The sequence below is a fragment of the Bradyrhizobium xenonodulans genome (assembly GCF_027594865.1).
Lineage (GTDB): Bacteria > Pseudomonadota > Alphaproteobacteria > Rhizobiales > Xanthobacteraceae > Bradyrhizobium > Bradyrhizobium xenonodulans.
This window is the reverse complement of the sequence record NZ_CP089391.1, coordinates 7910208-7934397: the sequence shown is the minus strand read 5'-3', so window position 1 is coordinate 7934397 and position 24190 is coordinate 7910208. Positions and strand designations below refer to the sequence as shown.

The 24190-nt window shown below is 65.7% G+C and carries 24 protein-coding genes, 1 tRNA gene and 1 riboswitch; of the genes, 17 read left to right on the top strand and 8 right to left on the bottom strand.

Going from position 1 to position 24190, the window contains the following annotated elements; genetic code table 11:
• The first annotated feature begins 158 nt into the window (after positions 1 to 158).
• Genes I3J27_RS37510 through I3J27_RS37500 form a run of 3 tightly spaced genes read left to right on the top strand, consistent with a single transcriptional unit; the run spans position 159 to position 3232 of the window.
• Positions 159 to 1445: an OpgC domain-containing protein gene (locus I3J27_RS37510; protein ID WP_270163832.1), complete on the top strand. Its 1287-nt coding sequence runs from the start codon at positions 159 to 161 to the stop codon at positions 1443 to 1445.
• Entirely contained in the window at positions 1445 to 2224 is a 780-nt protein-coding gene (locus I3J27_RS37505; RefSeq protein ID WP_270163831.1) for an SGNH/GDSL hydrolase family protein, read from the top strand. Before I3J27_RS37510 ends, I3J27_RS37505 begins: the two co-directional genes overlap by 1 nt.
• 12 nt (positions 2225 to 2236) lie before the next feature.
• A complete protein-coding gene (locus tag I3J27_RS37500) occupies positions 2237 to 3232 on the top strand; it encodes an SGNH/GDSL hydrolase family protein (protein WP_270163830.1) in 996 nt (331 codons plus the stop codon).
• A 121-nt stretch (positions 3233 to 3353) separates the two neighbouring features.
• Here I3J27_RS37500 and I3J27_RS37495 read toward each other — a convergent pair whose 3' ends face one another.
• Positions 3354 to 4550: an O-succinylhomoserine sulfhydrylase gene (locus I3J27_RS37495; RefSeq protein ID WP_270163829.1), complete on the bottom strand. Its 1197-nt coding sequence runs from the start codon at positions 4548 to 4550 to the stop codon at positions 3354 to 3356.
• Between the two features lie 67 nt (positions 4551 to 4617).
• Positions 4618 to 4697: riboswitch (SAM riboswitch) on the bottom strand.
• An 80-nt stretch (positions 4698 to 4777) separates the two neighbouring features.
• On the opposite strand from I3J27_RS37495, the gene I3J27_RS37490 reads away from it, so the two are divergent.
• The gene (locus I3J27_RS37490; protein ID WP_370691921.1) at positions 4778 to 5914 is read left to right on the top strand and encodes a 2'-deoxycytidine 5'-triphosphate deaminase; all 1137 of its coding nucleotides are present in this window, start codon (positions 4778 to 4780) and stop codon (positions 5912 to 5914) included.
• Between the two features lie 57 nt (positions 5915 to 5971).
• Here the strand turns inward: I3J27_RS37490 and I3J27_RS37485 are convergent, their stop codons facing one another.
• Positions 5972 to 7339 (bottom strand): IS30 family transposase, encoded by a 1368-nt coding sequence (locus I3J27_RS37485; protein ID WP_270160737.1) that lies wholly within the window; start codon positions 7337 to 7339, stop codon positions 5972 to 5974.
• Between the two features lie 172 nt (positions 7340 to 7511).
• Between I3J27_RS37485 and I3J27_RS37480 the strand changes: the two genes are divergently transcribed.
• The 3 genes from I3J27_RS37480 (at position 7512) to I3J27_RS37470 (ending at position 10686) form a co-directional block, all read left to right on the top strand.
• Complete coding sequence (locus tag I3J27_RS37480) at positions 7512 to 7919, top strand: PAS domain-containing protein (protein WP_270163827.1); 408 nt, start codon at positions 7512 to 7514, stop codon at positions 7917 to 7919.
• Between the two features lie 104 nt (positions 7920 to 8023).
• Positions 8024 to 9073, top strand: coding sequence for a hypothetical protein (locus I3J27_RS37475; protein ID WP_270163826.1), 1050 nt, complete (start codon positions 8024 to 8026; stop codon positions 9071 to 9073).
• Positions 9074 to 9240: 167 nt separating this feature from the next.
• Positions 9241 to 10686 (top strand): MATE family efflux transporter, encoded by a 1446-nt coding sequence (locus I3J27_RS37470; RefSeq protein ID WP_270163825.1) that lies wholly within the window; start codon positions 9241 to 9243, stop codon positions 10684 to 10686.
• Here the strand turns inward: I3J27_RS37470 and I3J27_RS37465 are convergent.
• From I3J27_RS37465 to I3J27_RS37445, 5 genes are all read right to left on the bottom strand, one after another.
• Positions 10683 to 11201, bottom strand: coding sequence for a hypothetical protein (locus I3J27_RS37465; RefSeq protein ID WP_270163824.1), 519 nt, complete (start codon positions 11199 to 11201; stop codon positions 10683 to 10685). The genes I3J27_RS37470 and I3J27_RS37465 overlap by 4 nt on opposite strands.
• A 112-nt stretch (positions 11202 to 11313) precedes the next feature.
• Positions 11314 to 11715, bottom strand: coding sequence for an SRPBCC family protein (locus I3J27_RS37460; RefSeq protein ID WP_270163823.1), 402 nt, complete (start codon positions 11713 to 11715; stop codon positions 11314 to 11316).
• Between the two features lie 139 nt (positions 11716 to 11854).
• On the bottom strand, positions 11855 to 12214 hold the full coding sequence (locus tag I3J27_RS37455) for a VOC family protein (RefSeq protein ID WP_270163822.1): 360 nt from the start codon (positions 12212 to 12214) through the stop codon (positions 11855 to 11857).
• A gap of 56 nt (positions 12215 to 12270) precedes the next feature.
• Positions 12271 to 13110 carry a helix-turn-helix transcriptional regulator gene (locus I3J27_RS37450; RefSeq protein ID WP_270163821.1) on the bottom strand — a complete coding sequence of 280 codons (840 nt, stop codon included), beginning with the start codon at positions 13108 to 13110 and terminating at the stop codon, positions 12271 to 12273.
• Between the two features lie 9 nt (positions 13111 to 13119).
• Positions 13120 to 13698, bottom strand: coding sequence for a methylated-DNA--[protein]-cysteine S-methyltransferase (locus I3J27_RS37445; RefSeq protein WP_270163820.1), 579 nt, complete (start codon positions 13696 to 13698; stop codon positions 13120 to 13122).
• Positions 13699 to 13862: 164 nt separating this feature from the next.
• Between I3J27_RS37445 and I3J27_RS37440 the strand changes: the two genes are divergently transcribed.
• A tRNA-Gly gene (locus I3J27_RS37440) sits at positions 13863 to 13936 on the top strand.
• Positions 13937 to 13940: 4 nt separating this feature from the next.
• Here the strand turns inward: I3J27_RS37440 and I3J27_RS37435 are convergent.
• Complete coding sequence (locus I3J27_RS37435; RefSeq protein ID WP_270163819.1) at positions 13941 to 14933, bottom strand: alpha/beta fold hydrolase; 993 nt, start codon at positions 14931 to 14933, stop codon at positions 13941 to 13943.
• Between the two features lie 186 nt (positions 14934 to 15119).
• Between I3J27_RS37435 and I3J27_RS37430 the strand changes: the two genes are divergently transcribed.
• The 9 genes from I3J27_RS37430 (at position 15120) to I3J27_RS37390 (ending at position 24187) form a co-directional block, all read left to right on the top strand.
• Positions 15120 to 15701, top strand: a complete 582-nt coding sequence (locus tag I3J27_RS37430; protein WP_270163818.1) for a helix-turn-helix domain-containing protein — start codon at positions 15120 to 15122, stop codon at positions 15699 to 15701.
• Complete coding sequence (locus I3J27_RS37425) at positions 15701 to 16213, top strand: GNAT family N-acetyltransferase (protein WP_270163817.1); 513 nt, start codon at positions 15701 to 15703, stop codon at positions 16211 to 16213. Before I3J27_RS37430 ends, I3J27_RS37425 begins: the two co-directional genes overlap by 1 nt.
• Before the next feature lie 100 nt (positions 16214 to 16313).
• The gene (locus tag I3J27_RS37420) at positions 16314 to 17369 is read left to right on the top strand and encodes a LacI family DNA-binding transcriptional regulator (RefSeq protein ID WP_270163816.1); all 1056 of its coding nucleotides are present in this window, start codon (positions 16314 to 16316) and stop codon (positions 17367 to 17369) included.
• 79 nt (positions 17370 to 17448) lie between these two features.
• Complete coding sequence (xylB, locus tag I3J27_RS37415; protein WP_270163815.1) at positions 17449 to 18906, top strand: xylulokinase; 1458 nt, start codon at positions 17449 to 17451, stop codon at positions 18904 to 18906.
• Positions 18903 to 20225 (top strand): xylose isomerase, encoded by a 1323-nt coding sequence (gene xylA, locus I3J27_RS37410; RefSeq protein WP_270163814.1) that lies wholly within the window; start codon positions 18903 to 18905, stop codon positions 20223 to 20225. Before xylB ends, xylA begins: the two co-directional genes overlap by 4 nt.
• A gap of 12 nt (positions 20226 to 20237) precedes the next feature.
• Complete coding sequence (locus I3J27_RS37405; protein WP_270163813.1) at positions 20238 to 20996, top strand: ATP-binding cassette domain-containing protein; 759 nt, start codon at positions 20238 to 20240, stop codon at positions 20994 to 20996.
• Complete coding sequence (locus I3J27_RS37400; RefSeq protein WP_270163812.1) at positions 20996 to 22078, top strand: ABC transporter permease; 1083 nt, start codon at positions 20996 to 20998, stop codon at positions 22076 to 22078. Before I3J27_RS37405 ends, I3J27_RS37400 begins: the two co-directional genes overlap by 1 nt.
• 95 nt (positions 22079 to 22173) lie before the next feature.
• Positions 22174 to 23106, top strand: coding sequence for a sugar-binding protein (locus tag I3J27_RS37395; RefSeq protein WP_270163811.1), 933 nt, complete (start codon positions 22174 to 22176; stop codon positions 23104 to 23106).
• A gap of 103 nt (positions 23107 to 23209) precedes the next feature.
• A complete protein-coding gene (locus tag I3J27_RS37390) occupies positions 23210 to 24187 on the top strand; it encodes an aldo/keto reductase (RefSeq protein ID WP_270163809.1) in 978 nt (325 codons plus the stop codon).
• Positions 24188 to 24190: the final 3 nt, after the last annotated feature.

Below are 24190 nucleotides of genomic sequence, written 5' to 3'. Positions count from 1 at the left end.
CGGCCGGAACCAAACGCCCGAGGGCGGTTTTCGTGACATCGTCCCGCCCGAATTGGCGGGGAAGTACGCCCAATGTGATCCGGTCGCTTTGCGAGACAACGACCGGACCTGTACACTCCTTGATGCGTCACATTTGCGGAAGGGTTTTTAGGCCCCCGATGACCATTGCCGACCAAGTGACGGGCTCGACGATCGCGGGAACCGCGGGCGCCAAAGCTGCGGAGGCCAAGCCTGAAGAGGCAAGGCCTGCGGGGGCGAAGCGGCGTGCCGCTGCGCCGGCCATCTCGCTGCCCGCCATCGGCGAGCGCGAGCTCCGGCTCGACCTGTTTCGCGGCCTCGCGCTGTGGCTGATCTTCATCGACCATCTGCCGGCGAGTCTTCTGACCTGGTTCACGATCCGTAATTACGGCTTCAGCGACGCCACCGAGATCTTCATCTTCATCTCCGGCTACACCGCCGCCTTCGTCTACGGCCGCGCGATGCTGGAGAGCGGCGTCGTCATCGCCACCGCGCGCATCCTGCGGCGCGTCTGGCAGATCTATGTCGCCCACGTCTTCCTGTTCACGATCTTCCTCGCCGAGATCTCCTATGTGGCGACCAGCTTCGAGAACCCGCTCTACACCGAAGAGATGGGCATCATGGACTTCCTCAAGCAGCCCGACGTCACCATCGTGCAGGCGCTGCTGCTGCGCTTCCGTCCCGTCAACATGGACGTGCTGCCGCTCTATATCGTCTTGATGCTGGCGCTGCCCCCGATCCTGTGGTCGATGAAGTGGAAGCCCGACGTCACGCTCGGGCTCTCGGTCGCGCTCTACGCGGTGACCTGGGAATACGATCTCTACTTCTCCGCCTATCCGAACGGCTTCTGGGCATTCAATCCGCTGGCCTGGCAGTTGCTTTTCGTCTTCGGTGCATGGTGCGCGCTCGGAGGTGCGCGGCGCATGTCGCGTATTCTGGCGTCACCGGTAACGATGTGGATCGCGATCGCCTATCTCGCCGCGGCGTTCTACGTGACGCTGACCTGGTACGTGCCGCAACTCGGTCACCTCATGCCGAAGCGGATCGAGCAGTGGATGTATCCGATCGACAAGACCGATCTCGACGTGCTGCGCTTCACGCATTTCCTGGCGCTGGCCGCGCTCACCGTTCGCTTCCTACCCCGGGATTGGCCGGGCTTGAAATCGCGCTGGCTACGACCATTGATTCTGTGCGGGCAGCATTCCCTGGAGATCTTCTGCCTCGGCGTCTTCCTGGCCTTTGCCGGCCATTTCATTCTCGCCGAGGTCTCCGGCGGCGCAGCCATGCATGCGCTGATTAGTCTCTCGGGAATTCTGGTCATGTGGGGCGTGGCCTGGGTGATTTCGTGGTACAAGCGCGTGGCTGACAAGAGCGGTTCGAAAACCAAAAGCGCCGTCGGCAGCGCCGATATGGCGGGAGGGGGCTGATGAAGGCGAAGGTTCTCCTGAGCCTGATCCTGCTATGCGGTGGCCTCGCCGCGCCACCGGCGCGCGCGGGCGATGCCGCGCCTGCTGTCTCGGCCACGCCCCCAGCCTGCGAATTGCCGTCCTATCTGCTCACCAGCGAAAGCCGGCTTCCCAAGGTCGCCGAGGCCGTCAAGGCCGGCAAACCGCTTGAAATCCTGGTCGTCGGCAGCCGCTCGACCACCATTCCCTCGTCGGAGAGCAGCTCGTATCCGGCGCGTATGGAGGCGATCCTCAGGGACAAGCTGCCGCCGTCGGAGACCTTGCACGTCTCCGTAGAAATACAGAGCAAGAGGACGGCCGAGGAGGCGGCTGCGACCTTCGTTAAGCTGATGGAAGCAAAAAAGCCTACTTTGGTCATCTGGCAGACCGGGACCGTGGATGCTATCCGAGCCATCGATCCCGACGATTTTCGCGGCGCAGTGACCGAAGGGGTTTCCGCGCTGCAAAATGCAGGGGCTGACGTCGTGTTGATGAATTTGCAGTACAGCCCTCGTACCGAAACCATGATCTCGGTGCCGCCCTATCTCGACAATATGCGGGTGGTGGCGCAGGAGCATGACGTCCCGCTGTTCGACCGTTTCGCGATCATGCGGCAGTGGAATGATCAGGGTCAGTTCGACTTGTTCAGCCCGTCCCGCGGGCCTGAGCTGGCGAAACAGGTCCATGATTGCCTTGGCCGGGCGTTGGCACAGTTCGTGATCGACGCAGCTCATCTGGGGCCGGTCCAGCAGCAAAATTGAGGTCTAGCGTTAATGAGTTCTCTCCGCCCTTTTTGCCTGACGGCATGGCTGGCCGCGCCCGCAGCGGCGGCGCTGCTGTTGCTGACGCCGGTGTCACCGTCGCGCGCGCAGCAAGCCGTGCAGGCCCAGGCCGCGCCGGCTCCGCAGCAGTCGGCTGATCCCGCTCCCGCTTCGCCCTCCCAGACCACCGTCGCCGCCACCTCCCCCGAACAGCGCGGCATCACCGCGCGCGCCATCGACAAGGTGAAGCAGGTCGCGAAATCCGCCGGCGACATCTTCAGCCGCGTGCCGTGCCCGGCGCCGAAGGACGGCTCGAAGACGATGGGGTCGCTGCCGCATGTCGCGGGCAAGCTCGTTGCCGGCAAGCCTGTGGTGATCGTCGCGTTCGGCTCGTCGTCGACCGCCGGCTATGGCGCGAGCTCGCCCGATTTCAACTACCCGAACCGTCTTGCCGCACAGCTGCGCCGGCACTATCCGACCGCCGATATCACCGTCATCAATGCCGGCGTCGGCGGCGAGGACGCGCCCGAGATGATGAAGCGCCTCCAGACGCAGGTGATCGACGTGCATCCGGATCTCGTGATCTGGCAGGTCGGCACCAACGCGGTGCTGCGCAATCTCGATCCCGGCGACACCGCGAAGATGGTCGAGAGCGGCATCAGCCGCATCCAGGCCGCCGGCGATGCCGACATCGTGCTGGTCGATCCGCAATATTCGCCGGCCGTCAACCAGCGCGCCGAGAGCGCCGGCAAGATGGTGAAGCTGCTCGGCAAGGTCGCCGAGCTCCGCCGCGTCGGCATTTTCCCGCGCTTCGAGGTGATGCGCGACTGGCACGAGAAACAGGCGATCCCGGTCGAGGGGTTCGTGATCGCCGACGGCCTGCACATGAACGATTGGGGCTATGCCTGCTTCGCCCAGCTTCTCGGCGACGACATCATCCGGTCCGTCGGCCAGATCAAGATCGGCGTCAACGTGCCCGCGGACGTGCGGGCGTACCGGCCGATGTGACTCGGTGCCGTAGGGTGGGCAAAGGCGCGCTCTTCGCGCCGTGCCCACCATCTATTGGCGGCGTGATCGTAAATGGTGGGCACGCTTCGCTTTGCCCACCCTACGATATCGAATGCGTGCCTCACGCCTTCTCCAGCGCCGCCGTCAGATCCTCGATCAGATCATCGACATGCTCGAGCCCGGCGGAGAAGCGGATAAAGCCCTCGCTGATGCCGAGCGCGGCACGGTCTTCCGGCTTGAGCCGCTGATGTGTCGTGGTGGCCGGATGCGTGACGAGGCTCTTGGCATCGCCGAGATTGTTCGAGATCTTCGCTAGCTTCAATTCGTTGAGCACGCGGAACGCCGCCTGCTTGCCGCCCTTGACCTCGAAGCCGACCAGCGTCGAGCCGCCGCGCATCTGCTTCTTCACCAGCGCTGCCTGCGGGTGATCGGCGCGGCCGGGGTAGACCAGCCGTGAGATCTTGGGATGGCTCGCCAGCACGTCGGCGATGCGCGCGGCCGTGTCGGTCTGTGCGCGCACCCGCACACCCAGCGTCTCCAGTCCCTTGAGCAAAACCCAGGCGTTGAACGGCGAGATCGACGGGCCGGTCTGGCGCATGAAATTGTGGATGTGCTCGGCGATGAAGGCTTCCGACGACAGGATGATGCCGCCGAGACAGCGGCCCTGGCCGTCGATGTGCTTGGTCGCGGAATAGACCACGACGTCGGCCCCCAGCGCGAGCGGGCTCTGCCAGATCGGCGTCGCGAACACGTTGTCGACGACGAGCCGCGCGCCGCCCTTGTGCGCGATCTCGGCGATGCCGGGAATGTCGAGCACATCTAACGTGGGGTTGGTCGGGCTCTCCAGGAAGAACGTCTTGGTGTTCGGCTTCACGGCGCGCTGCCACTGATCGAGATCGGCCCCGTCGACCAGCGTGGTCTCGATGCCGTAGCGCGGCAGCAGGTCCTGGATGACGTAGAGGCACGAGCCGAACAGGGCGCGGGAAGCAACGACATGATCGCCGGCCTTGAGCGGCGCCAGGATCGCGGTCGTCACCGCGGCCATGCCGGTCGCTGCCGAGCGGGCCGCTTCGGCGCCCTCGAGCTCGATCATGCGCCGCTCGAACATCGCAATCGTCGGATTGGAATAGCGCGAATAGATGAAGCCGGGGTCCTCGCCCTTGAACCGTGCCTCGCACTCCTCGGCGCTGTTGTAGACGTAGCCCTGGGTCAGGAACAGCGCCTCCGACGTCTCGCCATATTGCGAGCGCAGGGTGCCGGAATGGACCAGACGGGTTTCGGGACGGTATTGCGCGGTGGGCGCCGGGGACTTCGACATAGGACCTCCTGCGTGACCATCGAAATGGTCACAAAAAAACCGGCCTGGATCAAACCACGGGCCGGGATCACAGAGGTCCCCGGCCTGTTTAGCGACTTATTTAACGTGGCTGCAAGCCGGCCGGCTCAAATCACCACGGGATAAGTCATGCTCATATTCCGCAATGCCCTTTCCGTCAAGACGTCCATCGGATAGCCGTAAAACGCTAGTATTTCCCGTCTATCGGGATGCGTTTGCCCCCTGACGAGGACCCTCGGTTGAGTTTCACGGTCGCCGCCGACGCCAATGGTATCCTGCCCGACCGCATGATCGCGGCGATGGCGGAGGCGGGTCTCATCCTGCCCGCCTACGATTTCGTCGAAAGCCAGATCCAGCCGGCCAGCCTCGATCTGCGTCTCGGCGATATCGCCTATCGCGTCCGGGCCAGCTTCCTGCCGGGTCCCGGCGCGACCGTCGCCGAGCGCATCGACGAGTTGAAGCTGCATGAGTTCAGCCTCGCCGACGGCGCGGTGCTGGAGACCAACTGCGTCTACATCGTGCCGCTGCTCGAAAGTCTCGCGCTGCCGCCGGAGATCGTCGCGGCTGCGAACCCCAAGAGCTCGACCGGCCGGCTCGACGTCTTCACCCGCGTGATCGCCGACGGCACCCGCCGCTTCGACATGATCGGCGCCGGCTATCACGGCCCGCTCTACGCCGAGATCAGTCCGAAGACGTTTCCGGTGCTGGTGCGCGAGGGCTCGCGCCTGTCGCAGGTGCGCTTCCGCACCGGCGATGCCATCCTCAACGCCGACGAACTCGACGGCTTGCATGCCGCCGAGCGCCTCGTCGACATCGACGATGCCGATCTCTCCGGCGGCGTCGCGGTCTCGGTCGATCTGTCGGGCGAGAAGGCCAGCGGCTTCGTTGGTTACCGCGCCAAGCGCCATACCGGCGTCGTCGACGTCGATCGCCGCTCCGGCTATGCGGTGGAAGAGTTCTGGGAGCCGATCTCAGCCCGCCCCGACGGCAACCTGATCCTCGATCCCGGCGAGTTCTACATCCTCGCCTCCAAGGAAGCCGTGCAGGTGCCGCCCGACTACGCCGCGGAGATGGTGCCGTTCGATCCGCTGGTCGGCGAATTCCGCGTGCACTATGCCGGATTCTTCGATCCCGGCTTCGGCTATGCCGGCGCCGGCGGCCTTGGATCGCGCGCCGTGCTGGAGGTGCGTTCGCGCGAAGTGCCGTTCATCCTCGAGCACGGCCAGATCGTCGGCCGCCTCGTCTACGAGAAGATGCTGGCCCGCCCCGACGCGATGTACGGCCAGCGCATCGGCTCGAACTACCAGGCGCAGGGCCTCAAGCTGAGCAAGCATTTCCGGGTGTAGTGCTAGCCTCACTCTCCGCCGTCATGCCCCGGCTTGACCGGGGCATCCAGGGCGGATTCAACCGCTCGTCGCAACACCCTGTGTATCGTTCACTTGTAGCAATTGGTCGAGAGTTTCGGCCGGTGTTTTCCAGCCGAGGGTTTTCCTGGGCCTGGTGTTGAGTGCGAGAGCCACGGCCTCGAGATCACCAGAGTTGTGCAGGCTAAGATCGGTCCCTTTTGGAAAGTACTGGCGCAGCAACCCATTTGTGTTCTCGTTGGTGCCGCGCTGCCATGGGCTATGAGGGTCACAGAAGTAGACCTGCAGGCCTGCATCGATCCTCAGGCGTGCATGCTGAGCCAGTTCAGCTCCTTGATCCCAGGTCAGCGATCGACGCAGCTGTTCGGGCATGCTGACGATTGCGCGGGTGATGGCGTCGCGCACTGCCTCAGCGCCATGTCCGGCGAGTGCAGGTCCGTTCTTCACGCGAGCTTCCTGTTCATGGCCTGTGATACGCGGCAGATGCAGCAGAATGGTAAAGCGGGTCGTGCGCTCCACCAAGGTGCCGATCGCGGAACTTCCAAGACCCATAATGAGATCACCTTCCCAGTGGCCCGGCACAGCTCGATCGGCGGCTTCCGCCGGACGTTGACTGATCATGATCTCGGAAGGAATGAAGCTTCTGCCTTTGCGGACGCGCGCCCTCGGCATCCGCAACACCCGCCCGGTGCGCAAGCAGGCCGTCAGTTCGCGGCGCAAAGCTCCTCGACCCTGCACATAAAGTGCCTGATAGATCGCCTCGTGACTGATGCGCATCGTCTCATCCTCGGGAAAGTCCAGCCGAAGTCGCCGAGAAATCTGTTCCGGGCTCCATGCCCTGGCCCAGCGCCGGTTTTGCCGATGCACAGCCCGGCGTCCCTTCCACACGACCTTCGGGCCAGCCAGGAGCTCCCCGTCCGGCTTGGCGATCATACCGGCAAGCCTGTCCTGCACGTAATCCCGCAGGGGCGGATTGATCGCCAACTTCGCCGGCTTGGGCCGTCGGGCGGACCGATCAGCGTGCCATTGTGCCGTGGTTGCTCGGTACTGTGGGGCGCCGTGGCGGCGCGCCACATTACGACGGAGTTCACGAGAGATCGTGCAGGGAGCTCGATCAAGCTGACGAGCGATGGCTCGCACCCCATGACCCTGCACACGCAAGATGGCGATCTCCTCGCGCTCGGCGAACGAGAGATAGCGCTCCGATGGAAGCCTTGACGACGGTGACAAATGTGTTGGCGGCATGCCGCCCGCCCTCCGGAACCAGCGCACTCCAACCGAAGGCGATACCCCGGCCTCAACCGCAGCATCTTCGCTCGATCGCCCCGAGGCAATCGCAGCCCAGAACCGTCTACAATCCTCTCGTCGGGCCTCTTGAGGACGACTTGCTCGCGCACGGCTCTCCATCGCAACCTCCTTGTTCAGGGTGTTGCGACGAGCGGTTGAATCCGCCCAGTACGCCGCAGCCTCTCGGTTCAATCACTGCCGTCTCGGAGTACTGGATCGCCCGATCAAGTCGGGCGATGACACCGAATGTGTGGCAGGATGTGCAAAACCCAGGCGCATGCGAGGTCTCGCCATGACCGATCAACTCGACGCAAAAATCCTCGACGACGTCGCCGACGCCCTGATCTATTCGGATCGCTCCGGCACGATCATGCGGTGGAATCGCGCATCGACCGCCCTGTTCGGCTTCACCGCCGCGGAAGCGCTGGGCCAGAACCTCGACCTGATCATTCCCGAACATCTGCGGCCTGCGCACTGGAAAGGCTTCGAGGCCGCGCTTGCCAGCGGCGTAATGAAGCTAGCGGGCCGGCCGACGCTGACCCGCGCGCTGCACAAGAGCGGGCGCAAGCTCTACATCGAGATGACCTTCGCACTGGTGCGGGATGCCGCTGGAGCGGTGCAGGGATCGGTGGCGATGGCGCGCGACGTGACGGAACGCGTCGAGCGCGAGCGCGCCGCCAAGGCCGCGCAAAATTCGTGATGCGGAATTGACGAGCCGCCGTGCAGGGCGCCCTGCATGAACGTCAGGTTGCCCGTCACCGGAGGCAATGACACACTCGATCAAAACAACGATCGGGAGTGAACATGACCGCCGCCGCAGACGCCGCGCAGCAAGCGCAATGGAAACGCTGGCGCGCCGTCGCCGATCTCTACCATGCCTATTTCACCGGCCTCATCCTCACTGTCGTCACGCGGCGTGGCACGGCCGATGCGGCCGAGTTCGTCTTCCGTGTCTTCCGCCGCCAGCAGCAGGAGCGCTTCCTGCCGGGGCTCAAGAAGCTCGGCCTCGACCATCTGCCGCCGGCGGTGGCCGCCGCGCAATATCACTACCTCTCCAACTGGATCGGCGGCGTGCACGTCGAATTCATGTACGAGAGCGACACCAAGGCCTGGATCCGCTATCCGCCGCCGCGCTGGATCTGGAAGGGCACCGCGATCTGCGGCGTGCCGGGCGAGGTCTCGCGCGCGATGCTGCGCGGCTGGCACGCCAATAACGGCGTTGCGCTCGGCGACATCAGGCTGGGCTTCGTCTGCACCAAGCAGAGCGTCGATGGCCAGGACGGGCTCGAAGGCTATTACCATCAATACGACCATCCGCTCGAGCTCGACCAGCGCCTGGTGTTCGCGCGGCATCTGGAGGCGCCGCTGTTCGACGCGAAGACCGCGCCGGCACTTCCCGTCGCGAGCTGGCCAAAACCGCGGCTCGAAAAAGCCTATCGCAACTACGCCATGGAATATGTCCGCACCGCCGCGCCCGTGATGGTGCAGCTGTTCGGCCCCGAGGATGCCGGCTATCTGCTGCATCTCACCGGCAAGCTGATCGGGATGCAATATTTCGACGAGGTCGCGGCGGCGCTGGCGGCGAGCCGCGGTGGTGCACAGGAGTTTGCGGCTTTCCTCAATGCGCTGTTCGCGGCGCAGGATGATACGGCCGAGACGTTGCAGTCCGAGGGTACGTTCGAAATCCGCCAGCAGAGCTGGAAGCTGATGGACGACGTGGCCGACGATCACCGCGCCTGCGCCAAGGTGCTGGAGGGATTGTTCGAGGGACTCGCTGCGGGATGCGGGCGGCACATCGGCGTGCACCTGCGCCCGACGGCAGGCGGTAGGCCGCTGGTCTGGACGATCGGGTAATTTCACCCATCGAAATGCGCTGCCGCAGGGCACGCCTGCATCCGGCGCAGGAGGAATCGCCGCGTGCCGTGCTAACAAGCTCCTGACAGCGCCCTGCGCGCGTATAATTTATTGGCACACCTCATCATTGCCGCGCCGCAAATGGCGCCCGTGCCCCGGGAGAGGACATGTCCGACATCGCCGAAATCCCGGTCGATGAACAAGAGCGTCCATTGCCGCCGCCTCCGCGGCCGGTGCGAAGCGCGCTTACCGACGGACCGATCCTGCGCACGCTGCTCAGCCTCGCCTGGCCCAACGTGATCGGGTTGTCGGCCGGGACCTGCGTGGTGATCGCGGAGACCTCCTATATCGGCCGGCTCGGCGTCGAGTCGCTCGCTGCGATGGCGCTGGTGTTCCCCTGCGTGATCCTGATGATGACGATGTCCGGCGGCGCCATGGGCGGCGCGGTGGCATCCGCCATCGCGCGTGCGCTCGGCGCGGGCGACCGCGAGCGTGCATCGACGCTTGCCGCGCATGCGCTGCTGATCGGCATCGGCTTCGGTCTGGTGTTCATGCTGGGCATGTTGGTGTTCGGGCCGCGCCTGCTGGAGATGCTCGGCGGCCGCGGCCATGTGCTGGCGCAGGCGATCGCCTATACCCAGGTGTTTTTCGGCGGCGCGGTGCTGCCGTGGCTGCTCAACACCATGGCCGGCGTGCTGCGCGGCACGGGCAACATGAAGCTGCCTTCGCTGCTGATGCTGAATTCGGCGACATGGCAGATATTGCTCGGCGGCACGCTCGGTCTCGGCCTTGGTCCGGTCCCGCAATTCGGCATGCGCGGCGTCGCCGCCGGCGCGCTGATCGCCTATACCGCCAATATCGGCGTGATGAGCTGGTACCTGTTTTCCGGCCGGGCGCGCGTCGTTCCCAGGCTGCGCGGCTTGCGCATCCAGTGGGCGATGTTCTTCGACATCCTGAAGGTCGGCGCCATCGCCTGCTTCTCGCCGCTGCAATCGGTGCTGACGATCTCGATCTTCACCCACATGCTGGCGAAGTTCGGCACTGCGATCCTCGCCGGCTACGGCGTCGGTGCGCGGCTCGAATTCCTGCTGACCTCGATTGCGTTCTCGTTCGGCATCGCCTGTGTCCCAATGGTCGGGATGGCGATCGGCGCAGGCCGCATCGCGCGCGCCCGGCGCATCGCCTGGATCGCCAGTGTCGCCGCTTTCGTGGCCGTCGGTGCGCCGGCGTGCCTCGTTGCGATCTTCCCCGATCTCTGGGTCAACATCTTCACCGACAGCGTGGCCGTGCGCGCGACGAGCCATCAATATCTCTCGACGGTCGGGCCGTTCTACGCCTTCTTCGGCCTTGCAACGACGATGTATTTCTCGTCGCAAGGCGCGGCCAAGGTGATCGGCCCGGTGCTGGCGCAGACCGCGCGGCTGATCTACATCGCGGCCGCCGGCTGGTGGCTGTCGACGCATGACGCCACCGCGCAGAGCTTCTTCTGGCTGGCCGCGAGCTCGATGGTCCTGCTCGGCCTGCTGTCGTGCTCCAGCGTGGTGCTGACGCGCTGGGGACCGCGCGAAAGCAAGGCTGCGATCAGGCCAGCGCTGTCTGGCGCCGCCGACTAGCGGTGCTTGTGGCGGCGATGGCCGCCACCGCCGCCGACATTGGCGAGCCGCATCAGTTGCGGGATCATCGCCATCATGTCGCTGCCGCCTGCGCCACTCATCATGCCCATGATGTCACCGCCGCCGATGCCGGCTGGCATATAGCCGCCGCCCGTCGGCGTGTAACCGCCGTAATTGGGCGCACCGAAACCGCCGCCGAAATTGCCGCCGCCCATGCCGCCGCCGAGGCCACTTGGGCCGCCAAAGCCTCCACCGCCCATCATGCCGCCGAGCCCGCCGCCGCCGTTCTCCATCATGCGGCTCATCATCGGGCCCATGGTCTGCATCAGCATGGCGAAGCGGCGCTTGCCCATCTTCGCCTTCATCATCTCCAGCATCGGCGCCATCTGGGTCATCATGTCCCCGCCGCCGGCACCTCCGCCGCCGAGGAATTGCGCCTTCGCGGGCGCGCTCGAGATCGAAAACAACAGCAGCACGGCGGCTGCCTGGCAGATCACCTTGTCCGCACCTCTCATGGCCTGCTCCTCGCGTGCGTGGCGCCGCCGGGAGAGCGGAGCCAACCGACGCACGCGGCCATGGTTATTGCGGACGAGGGCAAGGCTCTGTGAGAAAGATCACTGAGGCGGATCATGCCGCGGCCGGCGGAAACGCCTTATGCAGAGCGACAACGGCTTCCTTCGTCTGCCCTTGGACATAAGCCGCAAGCTCGTTCGGCAGCATGTCGATGATCCAGACCATGCGGCAGCTCGCTTCGCCCTCGGCAATCACCTGCACCGAAGCGCTGTAGTGCTTCAGCCGCTCGTTGTTGATCGCATAGACCAGCCGCTGCCGGGCGTCGTCGCAATCGACGAGGATCTCGCGCGCCACCGCGCCATTGGCGAAGGTGACGATGCGTGCATCGCCGTCCAGCGTGCAGGCGGTGACGAAGCCCGGCACCAGCCGCTGATGCAGCGCGCCGAAATCGCGCACGGCGTCCCAGACGTCGCGGGCGGGGACGGGGAGGGGGATGTCGTTATGGATAGAGGCCATGAAGATGTCCTTGGTTATGTCAGGTCGGCGCCACAAACACCGTCATTGCGAGCGCAGCGAAGCAATCCAGAAATGTTTCCGCAGAGACAGTCTGGATTGCTTCGTCGCGAGGGCTCCTCGCAATGACGAAGGAGAGAGCTCACACACAAACCGCCTCGACATTGTTGCCATCGGGATCGATCAAAAACGCCGCGTAGTAGGTCGGGCTGTAATCCTTGCGCGGCCCGGCGCCGCCATTGTCGCGGCCGCCGCTCTTCAGACCTTCGCTGTGAAACGCCTTGACCGCGTCATGATCCACGGCGCGGAAGGCGATATGGGCGCCGTCGGCCTTGCGCCCCTTGTTCAGATGCAGCCACAGCGCCGGCTCGCCCTTGGGGCCGAAGCCGGCATAGCCGTCGCCGCTGGAGCACAGCACGTAACCGAGCGGCGCCAGCACCGCGGAGTAGAAGCGCGTGGCCGCGTCGAGGTCGGCTACGCGCAGTCCGATATGGTCATACATGGTCGTCTCCATTTCCAAAGCGCGCCGCGAGTGGCGCACGCCGGAAACGAGCCTAGTCAGTTGAGGGCAAGCTGCTCTTGGAGAATCTTGCGCATCCCCTTCGACGCCTGCCGGAACTTCGTCGGCGACACGCCGGCGGCGCGGTGGAAGGTGCGGACGAAGTTGGAGAGGTCGCCGAAGCCGACGTCATAGGCGACGTCGGTGACCGCGATGTCGTCGTCGGTGAGCAGCCGCGCCGCATGCCGCAGCCGCGAGCGCACCAGATATTGATGCGGGGTGACGCCGAGCACGCTCGAGAACAGCCGCAGGAAATGGAACGGGCTGAGGCCCGCCTGCCTTGCTGCCTGTTCGAGGTCGACCTCGGCATGCGAATTGTCGTCGATCCACAGCGCGGCCTCGACCGCGCGACGGCGGTCGCGCGCGGTGGGCGTCGTCCGCTTGCGCGCCTTGCCCGAGACGACGTCGACAAAGCGGCCGGCGAGAAGCTGTCCGACCTCGTCAAGGCCCAAGTCGCTGCTGCCATCTGCCGCCGTCTGCGCCAGCTCGCCCAGCACCATCAGTTCGGGCAGCGGCGGCGTCGCGCCGACCTGCCAGATGTCGCGGCGTCCGCCGAGGGCGTCGACCAGATCCTCGCTGAGGAAGAACGACAGGCAGGCGTCGCCGCTGACATGCTCATGCGTGCAGGTGTATTCCTCGCCGGGGGCGCCGACCAGCATCGCGCCCGCCACCAGCTCGAAGAAGCCGGCGCGGCAATGGCAGCCGAAGCTGCCCGAGCGGACATAGGCAATGGAATGGCCGGTGCGGCACTCCGCAAACGGCGTGTCGTCCGGTCCCGCATCGCAGCGAAACTCGGAGACGGTCATCGACGGCGTGGTCAGCAGCGTGGTCGCGTCCATGCCACCTATCTAGGTGGACGGTCTCGGTGGGGCAACCGGCAGCAGCACCTCGAACAGCGTCTTGCTGGCGACGGGATGGGCGCCCTCGAGGGCCAGAAGCCGCCGCTTGGAGATCACCCCGCCGTAAGGAGAGAGGCGGTCGGTGTAATTGTCGGCCTCCAGCACCCGATGACAGGGCACGATCAGCATATAGGGATTTTTCGCGATCGCCTGCGCCACCGAATGCGCCGCGCCGGAAGCGCCCAGCGCCTTGGCGACCTCGTGATAGGTGCGCGTTTCCCCGCGCGGAATGGAGCAGGCGAACTCGTAGACGCGCCGGTTGAAGCCGGGCACGCCGCCGGCATCCAGGCTGACCTCGGAGAAATCAGGATCGCCGCCTTGCAGCAGGCCTGCGATGCCCTCGATCGCAAGCTCGGCATTGTCGGACGGTCGCTGCTCGCGCGCCTCGGGATGGACTGCAAAAATCCGGCGGCGGGTGTCGATCTCCCGCGCCTCCGGCAATTGCACCGCAACGACGCCGGTGCTGCTCCAGATGATGCCGCAGCGCCCGATGGCCGTATCGAAGATCGCGTAGCCATGCCCCATCATGCACACGCCCCACTCAGTGCACGTCTCTCCCCAGACAAGCGATCATAACACCGCCACAATCCGGCGCACCTGGAATCTTACCGGAAAGTTAAGAAGCGTCCGGCTGGTTACGCCAAACCGCTTGGCGGGACGCGCCGTCTCGGCTAATCAGGACGGGCGCATCCGCGGGCGTAGTTCAATGGTAGAACGGCAGCTTCCCAAGCTGCATACGAGGGTTCGATTCCCTTCGCCCGCTCCAGCCTTTAGCCCGGCAAGCTCCGCACAAATTCCACGATCGCGGCGTTCACCTCCGCCGGCCGTTCCTGCTGGGTCCAGTGTCCGCAGCCGGGCAGCATCTTGATCTCGCGCAGTTGCGGCACAAACTGCTTCATGTAGGCGAGGTGCTCGGCGGCGCCCGGGAAGGCGAGGACCATGTCGTGGTCGCCGGCGATGAAGAGTGAGGGCACGACCACCTTCACACCCTCGAAGGCTGCCATCAGCTCCCAGTTGCGATCGATGTTGCGGTAGTAGTTGAGCGGCCCCCGAAAGCCGCTGCGGGCGAACTCGGTGCTGTAATAGTCGAGGTCGGCCGCGGTCAGCCATGACGGCAGCGGCACCTGCACCTTCGGCAACATGCCGTCCTTGCGCGAGACCATCCCGACGCCGGGGGTCCGCCCCTGACGCTCGGCATTGGCGCGGATCACCGCAACCCCTTCGCCGGAACCGCCAAAGAGCATGGCGCCGAGCGTTGCGCGCGGATCCCGTTCGAACTCCGCTTCGGCGAGGCCCGGCTCCTGAAAGTACAGCTGATAGAATTGCGCATCCGCCGTCTGCGGCATGACGCTGGTCGGCCGCACCGGACTGCGTGGGCGATAGGGGACGCTGAGGATGGCGGCGGCGCGGAAGCGATCGGGACGCAGGCGCGCCGTGTGCCAGGCGATTGTCGCGCCCCAGTCATGCCCGACGATGACGGCATCCTTCGCCTCGAACGCGTCGAGCACGCCGACGAGATCGCCGACCATGTGGAGGATGGTGTACTGATCGATCGCTTCGGGCCGGTCGCTCTTGCCGTAGCCGCGCATGTCGGGCGCGACCGCGTGGTAGCCGGCCGCCGCCAACGCCTCGATCTGGTGGCGCCAGGAGTACCAGCTTTCCGGAAAGCCGTGGCAGAGCAGCACCATTGGACCCTTGCCCTGCTCGGCGACATTGAGGCTGATGCCGTTGGCCTTGATCGTCCGCTGCGTCGGCTCGCTCATGTCGTCGCCTCCCGGTCATCGTGGCTGGGCGCATCCTAATCGGCCCTACAGGCTCCGCAAAGATTCTAATATATTCGCCGCTCGTTTCCGGCACGCGCGCCTCACCCGGCTTAAACTTCTCTTGCCTTGGCGGGTCGGTCCGGTCGCCCGGCAAGTTTCTTCGGATGAAGGCCAGGACCCGCACAAATGGACCAGCAGAAACTCGACCGTGCGATCGGTCGCCGCTTGAAGACGCTGAGGACGCAGGCCGGCATGACGTTGAACGAACTCGCAACGCGCTCCGGCGTCAGCCGGGCCATGATCGGGCGGGTGGAGCGGGCGCAGAGCAGCGCGACGGCGGCGCTGCTCAACAAGCTCTGCGCGGCGCTCGATGTCACCCTCAGCGACGTCGTCGCGCTCGCGGAGAAGCCGCCGGAGCGCTTGATGCGGCTTGGCGACCAGCCGCATTGGCGTGATCCCGACACCGGTTACCGCCGGCGTCATGCCTCGCCGCCGGATGCCGCAAGCGGCATCGAGATCATCGTCGTCGACCTGCCGGCCGGCGCGCGCGTGTCCTACAGCCCATGGGGCCGCAACGCCTTCACCCAGCAGCTGCTGATGCTGGAGGGGGCGGTGTGCGTCTATATCGACGCCAAGACCGTACGCTTGCGCGAGGGCGATTGCCTCGATTTCGACGTGATGCGCGCGGTGACCTTCGAGAACGAAACCAAGCAGGACGCACGCTACGTCATCATCACGCGGCGCGGCACCTCGTACGGAAAAATGTGATGTCGCTGATCGTACGGGACGCTACGCTCGAGGATGCCGGAGATGTTTTGGCCATCTACAATTACGCCGCGCTCAACACCACGGCGGTCTGGACCGACGGTCCGGTCGACCTGGAGTCGCGGCGCGAGTGGATTTCCGCACGACAGCAGGCCGGCTATCCCGTGCTGGTCGCGATGAAGGGCAGGGATGTGGTGGGCTTCGCATCGTTCGGCGATTTCCGTCCCCTTCCAGGCTACCGCCACACCGTGGAGAATTCGGTCTATGTCGACGAGCGGCACCACAGGGCAGGTATCGGCCGCAGCCTGGTGGCCGCGCTGATCGAGCGTGCCATGGCGCTCGACAAGCACACCATGATCGCCGGCATCGAGGCCGCCAACGCCGGCTCGCTCGCGCTGCACGCCTCGCTCGGCTTTGCCGAGGTCGCCCGCATGCCGGAGGTCGGCTGCAAGTTCGGCCGCTGGCTCGATCTCGTCTTCATGCAGAAGCGACTTGCAAGCGACGTGAGACCATGACGGACGGCTAAGGAGGCCCGGGTGCCGGCGGGTACGAAAACGACCCGTCACCCCTCAAAATGAGTTGCGCACCTCAAAACACCTCTGCTAGCCTTCAGCCATGGCCGAGACCCTCACCGCCGCCGCGCTGACGCTGAAGGACATCGCCCGCGAGGCGGGCGTCAGTCTCGCGACCGTGGACCGCGTCCTGCACAATCGCCCTGGCGTACGGCCGGACACGGTCCGGCGGGTCAAGGCGGCGATCGAGCGCAATTCGTTCCAGCCGCACGTCGCCGCCGCCGAACTTGCCCGCGGCCGAGCCCGGCGCTTCGCCTTCGTGATGCCCTCGGGGCCGAACCCGTTCATGCAGCAGATCGAGGCCTATCTCGGGGAGATGTCGGCCTGGCTCTCCGCCCGCCGCCTCCACGTCGAGATGGTCGCAACCGACGTGTTCGACCCGTCCGTGCTCGCAGGCACGCTGGAAGGGCTGTCGGCCGACTATGACGGCGTCGCCGTGGTCGCGCTCGATCATCCCGGCGTCCGCGCCGCGATCAACGATCTCGTCGATGCCGGCACCAAGGTCGTCACGCTGGTCTCGGATGTGCCGTCCTCGCGCCGCGAGCATTATGTCGGTATCGACAACATCGCCGCGGGGCGCACCGCCGGCGCGCTGGTCGGTCGGTTGACTGGCCAGCGATCCGGCAAGGTCGCCATCGTCGCGGGTTCGCAGGGCCTGCGCGACCATGCCGAGCGCATTTTCGGCTTCAACCAGGTGATGGCGTCGGAATTCCCCGATCTCAGCGTGCTGCCGGTGCTGGAAGGGCGCGACGATGACGACCGTTCGGAACAGGTGTTGGCGCGGCTGTTGGGCAGGCATGCTGACATTGTTGGCCTTTATAACGTTGGCGCCGGCACGCAAGGCGTCGCCAAGGCGTTGAGCGACAAGGCGTTGAGCGACGCCGGCCGCGACAAGGTTGTGTTCGTCGGGCACGACGTCACCGCGCTGACGCGCCGGCTGCTGCTCCAGGGTGTGATGGATGCCGCGATCTCGCAGAACCCCGGACATGAAGCCCGCGCCGCCGTGCGCGTGCTGCTGGCGCTCGCGCGCGGCGAGCCGATCCTGCGCGAACAGGAGAAGATCAGGATCGACATCGTGATGCGGGACAATCTGCCTTGACGGCAAGTGGACTTTGAAAGGGCCCGCCGCGGGAAAGGCGACTTCAAGATCGCACCGCGATAGGCAAAGGGAGGACGGCGTGGATCTCGGACTGGACATCGGCACATCCGGTGTGAAAGCGGTGCTCGTGAATGAAGCCGGCGCGATTCTCGCGACGGCGACGCGCGAGTTGGCGCTGTCGCATCCGGTGCCGCTGTGGTCCGAGCAGGACCCGGATGCCTGGGTCGATGCGGCAATCGGCGCGGTGGACGATCTCGCCGCCCGCCATCCGCGCGAGGTTGCGAGGGTAGCCAGTATCGGCCTGTCGGGCCAGATGCATGGCGCGACGCTGCTCGACGAGGATGGCCGCCCGCTGCGTCCGGCGATCCTCTGGAACGATGGCCGCTCGCACGCCGAATGCACCATGCTGGAGCAGCGCTGTCCTTCGCTGCACACGATCGCCGGCAATCTGGCAATGCCCGGCTTCACCGCGCCAAAGCTGCTGTGGGTCGCGCGGCATGAGCCGAAAATCTTCGCGCGCGTCGCAAAGGTGCTGCTGCCCAAGGCCTATGTGCGCTATCGGCTCACAGGCGAGATGGTCGAGGACATGTCGGACGCGGCCGGCACGCTCTGGCTCGATGTCGGTCTGCGCCGCTGGTCGGCCCTGCTGCTGCATGCCACCGGGCTCGATCTGCACCACATGCCGCGTCTCGTCGAGGGCAGCGAGGTCAGCGCGATGCTCGCGCCGGACTACGCGCGGCGCTGGGGCATGGCGGGAGATGTCGTGGTCGCCGGCGGCGCCGGTGATAATGCCGCGAGCGCGATCGGGCTCGGCGCAATTGCGCCAGGCGATGCCTTCCTGTCGTTGGGAACGTCCGGTGTGCTGTTCCGGGTGACCGATCGGTTCGCCCCGGCGCCGGCATCAGCCGTGCATGCGTTCTGCCATGCGCTGCCCGGCCGCTGGCACCAGATGGGCGTGATGCTGTCGGCCGCGGCATCGCTGGCCTGGCTCGCGGGCGTGATGGAGACGCCGGCCGCCGCGCTGCTCGCGCCGCTCGGCGAGCGCGTCGACGGGCCGAGCCCGATCAAATTCCTGCCCTATCTCGACGGCGAGCGTACGCCGCATAACGATGCCGCGGCGAGCGGCGCCTTCGTCGGCTTGCGCGGTGCGACCGGTCGCAGCCAGATCGTCCAGGCCGTGCTGGAAGGCGTCGCCTTTGCCGCGCGCGACAATCTGGCGGCGCTGAGCGCGGCGGGCGGGCCGCTTGCCGAGGTCGATCTGGTCGGCGGCGGTTCGCGCTCAGCGCTGTGGGCGCAGATCTGCGCCGACGTGCTCGGCATTCCCGTCCACCGCGTCGAGGAGGGCGAAGTCGGGGCGGCGCTCGGGGCCGCACGACTCGGCCGGCTCGCCGCCACCGGCGAAGACGCGGCAGCGGTCTGCATCCGGCCGCGCCGGCTCGCGAGTTTCGCGCCCCGTTCGCATGTCACCGCGGCGTATGACGAGGCCTATGGGCAGTGGCGCGCACTTTATCCCGCATTGAAGGAGAGCTTTAAGTGAATGCGTCAGCCAAATTCTTCGATGCAAGCACGCCTGTTGCCTTTGCCGGCAAGGATGCGGGAAACACGCCTGCCTTCCGCTGGTACGACAAGGATCGCATGGTCCATGGCCGGAGGCTCGAGGATCACCTGCGCTTCGCAGTCTGCTACTGGCATTCGTTCTGCTGGCCGGGCGGCGATCCCTTCGGCGGTGAGACGTTTTTGCGGCCCTGGCATCACGGCACGGATGCGATGGCAATGGCGCGGGCCAAGGCCGATGTCGCCTTCGAGCTGTTCCGCCTGCTCGACGTGCCGTTCTTCACCTTCCACGACGTCGACGCGGCGCCGGAAGGCAGCTCGCTCAGCGAGTCCGTCGCCAATCTCAACGCGATCGCTGATCTCTTCGAAGCGAAGATGGCTTCCGCCAAGGTCCGCCTGCTCTGGGGCACCGCCAATCTTTTCACGCATCGCCGCTACATGGCGGGCGCGGCGACCAATCCGGACCCCGAGATATTCACCTACGCCGCCGGCCAGGTGCGCGCCGCGCTGGAGGTGACCCACCGGCTCGGCGGCCAGAACTATGTGCTGTGGGGCGGGCGCGAGGGCTATGAGACGCTGCTCAACACCGATCTGAGGCGCGAGCTCGACCAGCTCGGCCGCTTCGTCTCGTTGGTCGTCGAGCACAAGCACAAGATAGGCTTCAAGGGACCGATCCTGATCGAGCCGAAGCCGAAGGAGCCGACCAAGCATCAATATGATTTCGACGTCGCCACCTGCTACGGCTTCCTCGAACGCTACGACCTGCTCAAGGATGTCAAGCTCAACATCGAGCAGAACCACGCCATCCTCGCGGGCCACTCCTTCCACCACGAGGTCGCGCTCGCCGAGGCGCTCGGCGTGTTCGGCTCGCTCGACGTCAATCGCGGCGACGACCTGCTCGGCTGGGATACCGACCAGTTCGCGATGAACGTGCCGGAGCTCGCTCTGGTGTTCCACGAGATCCTGAACCGCGGCGGCTTCACCTCCGGCGGGCTGAATTTCGACGCCAAGATCCGCCGGCAGTCGATCGACCCCGACGATCTGATCCACGCCCATGTCGGCTCGATGGATGCCTGCGCGCGCGCGCTTCTTGCTGCGGCGGACATGCTCGATGCCGGCGCGCTCACCGCGCCGCTTGCGCAGCGCTACGAAGGATGGGCCGGCGCCGAGGGTCGCGCCATTCTCGGCGGCCAGCGCACGCTCGCCGATCTCGCCGACCGCGCGCTTAAGCCCGGCTTCGATCCGCAGCCGCGCTCGGGCCGGCAGGAATATCTGGAATCACTCGTCAACCGCTACGTCTGAGCGAGGCCGCCGATGACAAAAGCTGATGCGACTCCGGTGCTCGAACTGACCGGAATCGGCAAGGAGTTCGGCGCGATCCGCGCACTGCATGACGTCGACATGCAGGTCCTGCCGGGCGAGGTGGTCGGCCTGATGGGCGACAACGGCGCCGGCAAGTCGACGCTGGTCAAGATCATCGCCGGCAATTTCCGCCCGACCCATGGCGAGATTCGCTTTGCCGGCAGCGCGGTCCATTTCAACCGCCCGGTCGATGCCCGTGGGGTCGGCATCGAGGTCGTCTATCAGGACCTCGCGCTTGCCGACAATCTGACGGCGGCGGCCAACGTCTTCCTCGGCCGCGAGCTGAAGCGCAAATTCGGGCCGCTTGCGCTGCTCGACCACAAGGCGATGGCGGCGCGCGCGCTGGAGCTGTTCGGCGAGCTGCGCTCGGAGACGCGGCCCGATGACCTCGTCAAGCAGATGTCCGGCGGCCAGCGCCAGGCGGTGGCGATCGCGCGGACCCGGCTCTCCAACGCGCGGCTGGTGATGATGGACGAGCCGACCGCGGCAATCTCGGTGCGCCAGGTCGAGCAGGTGCTCGGCCTGATCCACCGGCTGAAGGAGCAGGGCGTCGCCGTGATGCTGATCTCGCACCGCATGCCCGACGTGTTCGCGGTGTGCGACCGCGTCATCGTCATGCGTCGCGGCGAGAAGCGGGCCGACAAGCCGATTCACCAGACGTCCCCCGAGGAAGTCACCGCCCTCATCACCGGCGCGAAGGAGGCGGCGTGATGGCCATGCCCATGGAATCCCCGATCAGCTTCACCAATGTCGGCCGTATCAGATGGTGGCAGCGCGGTATCTTCGCCTCCCAGACCGGCTATGTGCTGCTCGCACTCGCTGTGCTGCTGGTGATCATGCATTTCGCCAGCCCGTATTTCTTCACAGAAGGCAACATGCAGAACGTGGCGAAGAACTTCTCCTTCATCGCCATTGCGACGCTCGGCGTGACTTTCGTGATCATCACCGGCGGCATCGACCTGTCGGTCGGCTCGATGATGTGCTTCGCTGCCATGATCACCTCGATGGTGATGACCGAGCTGTCGGCGCCCGGCTCGCCGGCAGGCTCGCTGTTCGTGCATATGGCGGCCGACGGCAAGACTGTCGTTGCCAACGTGCCCGGGCTGATCTTGCTGGTCTCGATCCTCGCCGGGCTCGGCGTCGCGCTGATCGCCGGCCTCGTCAACGGCTTCTGCATCGCCGTGCTCGGCCTGTCGCCCTTCGTCACCACGCTCGGCATGCTCTCGATCGTGCGCGGGCTCGGCTATGTCGTCTCCAACGGCCGCGGCAGTTTTCCGGGCGGGCCGGACGCCGACTATTTCTATGCCCTCACTTCGGGCGACGTGCTCGGCGTGCCGGTGCCGTTCATCTATCTCGTGGTGCTCGCGCTGGCGATGGCCGTGGTGCTGCACCACAGCGCGTTCGGCCGTCACGTCTTCGCACTCGGCGGCAACGAGAAGGCGGCTGAGCTGACGGGCATTCCGGTGGTGCGGGTGAAGATCGAGGTCTACGTGATCTGTGCGCTCGCAGCCGGCCTCCAGGGCATCATCATCTCCGGCTGGCTCGGTTCGGCGCCGGCCAACATGGCGACGTCCTACGAGCTCAACGTGATCGCGGCGGCCGTCATCGGCGGCGCCAATCTGGCCGGCGGCATTGGCGGTCCGCTCGGGGCCATCGTCGGCTGCGTGCTGCTGGAGGTGATCCGCAACGGTCTCGTGCTGGCGCAGGTGAGCTCCTACTGGCAGCAGACGCTGGTGGGCGTGATCATCATCCTGGCCGTGCTGGTGGATCGGATCCGCTCGCGGATGACTTGATGTGACGAACGTTCCGGGAAGGCAACGAAAACGCCGCCTGTCCGCTTCCCGGACGATTTAAACAGGACGGGCGCCAGAGAAGGGTGGAGGAGACAATGAGGAAACTTCTTCTTGCAGGCATCGCCGTCGCGCTGATGGCAACGCCAACGTTGGCCGCGAACTATCGCTTCGTGATCGTGCCCAAGGCGATGAACAATCCGTTCTTCGACTTCGCACGCGACGGTTGCCTGAAGCGGGCCAAGGAGCTCGGCAACATCGAATGCATCTACAAGGGACCGGTGGAGCACGAGCCGGCGACGCAGGCCCAGATCATCCAGGACTTCGTCACCCAGAAGGTCGACGGCCTCGCCATCTCGGTCGCCGACGTCGCGGCCATGACCAAGTCGATCGAGGCGGCGAGCGCGGCCGGCATTCCCGTCATCACCTTCGATGCCGATGCACCCGGCTCCAAGCGCATCGCCTATATCGGCACCAACAACAAGGAGTTCGGTGTCGCGCTCGGCAAGCAGCTCGCGAAGATGCGGCCTGACGGCGGCAAATACGCCATGGTCTCGGGCGGTCCCGGCGCCAAGAACCTCGCCGAGCGCGTCGATGGCGTCCGCGAGGCGCTGAAGGGCTCGAAATGGACCGAGGTCGCGGGCTCGCCGACCTTCTGCAACGACGATCCGGCGCTCGCGATCCAGCAGATGACGGATATGCGTACCGCGACGCCCGATCTCGCCGCCATCGTTCCGATCGGTGGCTGGCCGATGTTCGCCCCTGAAGGCTTCAGGGCCTTCGCCTCCAGGAACAAGAAGGACATCGATTCCGGCAAGTTCACGCTTGTCGTCGCCGATACGCTGAAGATGCAGCTCGAGCTGTTGCGCGACGGCTATGCCAACGCGCTGGTCGGCCAGCGTCCGTTCGAGATGGGCGAGAAGGCGATGGATACCCTGCTCGCCATCAAGAAGGGCGAGAAGGTGCCGGAGATCGTCTACACCGGCCTCGATCTCGTCACCAAGGAGAACGTCGCACAGATGTTGAAGTAGGAGCGTCACCAGCCCCGCGCTCCTGCATGCCTCTCCCGCTTGCGATTTCCGCAAGCGGGAGAGATGATTTGGACTATTGGAAGACTGCTGGAAGGCAATGGGAATGAAACGCTCGCGGCTCGGCTCTCTCGACGTCACCTCGCTTGGCCTCGGTTCCGCTCCGCTCGGTGGATTGTTCAGTCCCGTCAGCGATGCCGATGCGGAGGCGACGATCGCGCGCGCCTGGTCGCTCGGCGTGCGTTTCTTCGATACAGCGCCGCTCTACGGCTTCGGTCTCGCCGAGCGTCGGCTCGGCGCATTTCTGCGGCAACAGCCGCGCGACTCCTATGCCATCTCGACCAAGGTCGGACGCCTGCTGCGCGCGGGCGATGGCGCTGCCGTCGAGGACGAGCACTACAAGGGCACGCCGCGCGAGCGGCCGGTGTTCGATTTCTCCTATGACGGCGTGATGCGCTCGGTCGGGGAGAGCCTGACCAGGCTCGGGCTCGACCGCATCGATGTCCTGCTCGTGCACGATCCCGACGATCACTATGACGAGGCCGTCACGGGTGCCTTCCGCGCGCTCCAGCGGCTGCGCGCAGACGGCACGGTCAAGGCGATCGGCGCCGGCATGAACCAGTCGCAGATGCCGGTCCGGTTTGCAGAGGCCGTGCCGGTCGACTGCTTCCTGCTTGCGGGGCGCTACACGCTGCTCGACCAGGCCGCGCTGGACGCGTTGTTTCCGGTCTGTGCCGAGAAGAACATCGGCATCCTGCTCGGCGGCATCTACAACAGCGGCATTTTGGCCAATCCGCACACGAGCGCGAAGTTCAACTATCAGGACGCCGATGCGGCACTGGTCGAACGTGCGCTCGCGCTCGACGCGCTCTGCCGCAAGCACGGCACCGAGCTGAAAGCCGCAGCGCTCCAGTTCTGCATGGCGCATCCGGCGGTGACGGTCGCCGTGATGGGCGCGCGCAACGCCGCGGAGGTTGCGGACAACATCGCGATGTCGGAGCAGGCAGTGCCGCTGGCCTTCTGGCAGGAGCTGCGCACGAAAAACCTCGTCGATGCCCGCGCACCGCTGCCGGGCGGAGTGTGAGCC

Bases quoted from the DNA above. Each gene is read 5' to 3' on its own strand.
- I3J27_RS37510 (WP_270163832.1), top strand. From the start codon at position 159: ATGACCATTGCCGACCAAGTGACGGGCTCGACGATCGCGGGAACCGCG.
- I3J27_RS37505 (WP_270163831.1), top strand. From the start codon at position 1,445: ATGAAGGCGAAGGTTCTCCTGAGCCTGATCCTGCTATGCGGTGGCCTC.
- I3J27_RS37500 (WP_270163830.1), top strand. From the start codon at position 2,237: ATGAGTTCTCTCCGCCCTTTTTGCCTGACGGCATGGCTGGCCGCGCCC.
- I3J27_RS37495 (WP_270163829.1), bottom strand. From the start codon at position 4,550: ATGTCGAAGTCCCCGGCGCCCACCGCGCAATACCGTCCCGAAACCCGT.
- I3J27_RS37490 (WP_370691921.1), top strand. From the start codon at position 4,778: ATGCGTTTGCCCCCTGACGAGGACCCTCGGTTGAGTTTCACGGTCGCC.
- I3J27_RS37485 (WP_270160737.1), bottom strand. From the start codon at position 7,339: ATGGAGAGCCGTGCGCGAGCAAGTCGTCCTCAAGAGGCCCGACGAGAG.
- I3J27_RS37480 (WP_270163827.1), top strand. From the start codon at position 7,512: ATGACCGATCAACTCGACGCAAAAATCCTCGACGACGTCGCCGACGCC.
- I3J27_RS37475 (WP_270163826.1), top strand. From the start codon at position 8,024: ATGACCGCCGCCGCAGACGCCGCGCAGCAAGCGCAATGGAAACGCTGG.
- I3J27_RS37470 (WP_270163825.1), top strand. From the start codon at position 9,241: ATGTCCGACATCGCCGAAATCCCGGTCGATGAACAAGAGCGTCCATTG.
- I3J27_RS37465 (WP_270163824.1), bottom strand. From the start codon at position 11,201: ATGAGAGGTGCGGACAAGGTGATCTGCCAGGCAGCCGCCGTGCTGCTG.
- I3J27_RS37460 (WP_270163823.1), bottom strand. From the start codon at position 11,715: ATGGCCTCTATCCATAACGACATCCCCCTCCCCGTCCCCGCCCGCGAC.
- I3J27_RS37455 (WP_270163822.1), bottom strand. From the start codon at position 12,214: ATGTATGACCATATCGGACTGCGCGTAGCCGACCTCGACGCGGCCACG.
- I3J27_RS37450 (WP_270163821.1), bottom strand. From the start codon at position 13,110: ATGGACGCGACCACGCTGCTGACCACGCCGTCGATGACCGTCTCCGAG.
- I3J27_RS37445 (WP_270163820.1), bottom strand. From the start codon at position 13,698: ATGATGGGGCATGGCTACGCGATCTTCGATACGGCCATCGGGCGCTGC.
- I3J27_RS37435 (WP_270163819.1), bottom strand. From the start codon at position 14,933: ATGAGCGAGCCGACGCAGCGGACGATCAAGGCCAACGGCATCAGCCTC.
- I3J27_RS37430 (WP_270163818.1), top strand. From the start codon at position 15,120: ATGGACCAGCAGAAACTCGACCGTGCGATCGGTCGCCGCTTGAAGACG.
- I3J27_RS37425 (WP_270163817.1), top strand. From the start codon at position 15,701: ATGTCGCTGATCGTACGGGACGCTACGCTCGAGGATGCCGGAGATGTT.
- I3J27_RS37420 (WP_270163816.1), top strand. From the start codon at position 16,314: ATGGCCGAGACCCTCACCGCCGCCGCGCTGACGCTGAAGGACATCGCC.
- I3J27_RS37405 (WP_270163813.1), top strand. From the start codon at position 20,238: ATGACAAAAGCTGATGCGACTCCGGTGCTCGAACTGACCGGAATCGGC.
- I3J27_RS37400 (WP_270163812.1), top strand. From the start codon at position 20,996: ATGGCCATGCCCATGGAATCCCCGATCAGCTTCACCAATGTCGGCCGT.
- I3J27_RS37395 (WP_270163811.1), top strand. From the start codon at position 22,174: ATGAGGAAACTTCTTCTTGCAGGCATCGCCGTCGCGCTGATGGCAACG.
- I3J27_RS37390 (WP_270163809.1), top strand. From the start codon at position 23,210: ATGAAACGCTCGCGGCTCGGCTCTCTCGACGTCACCTCGCTTGGCCTC.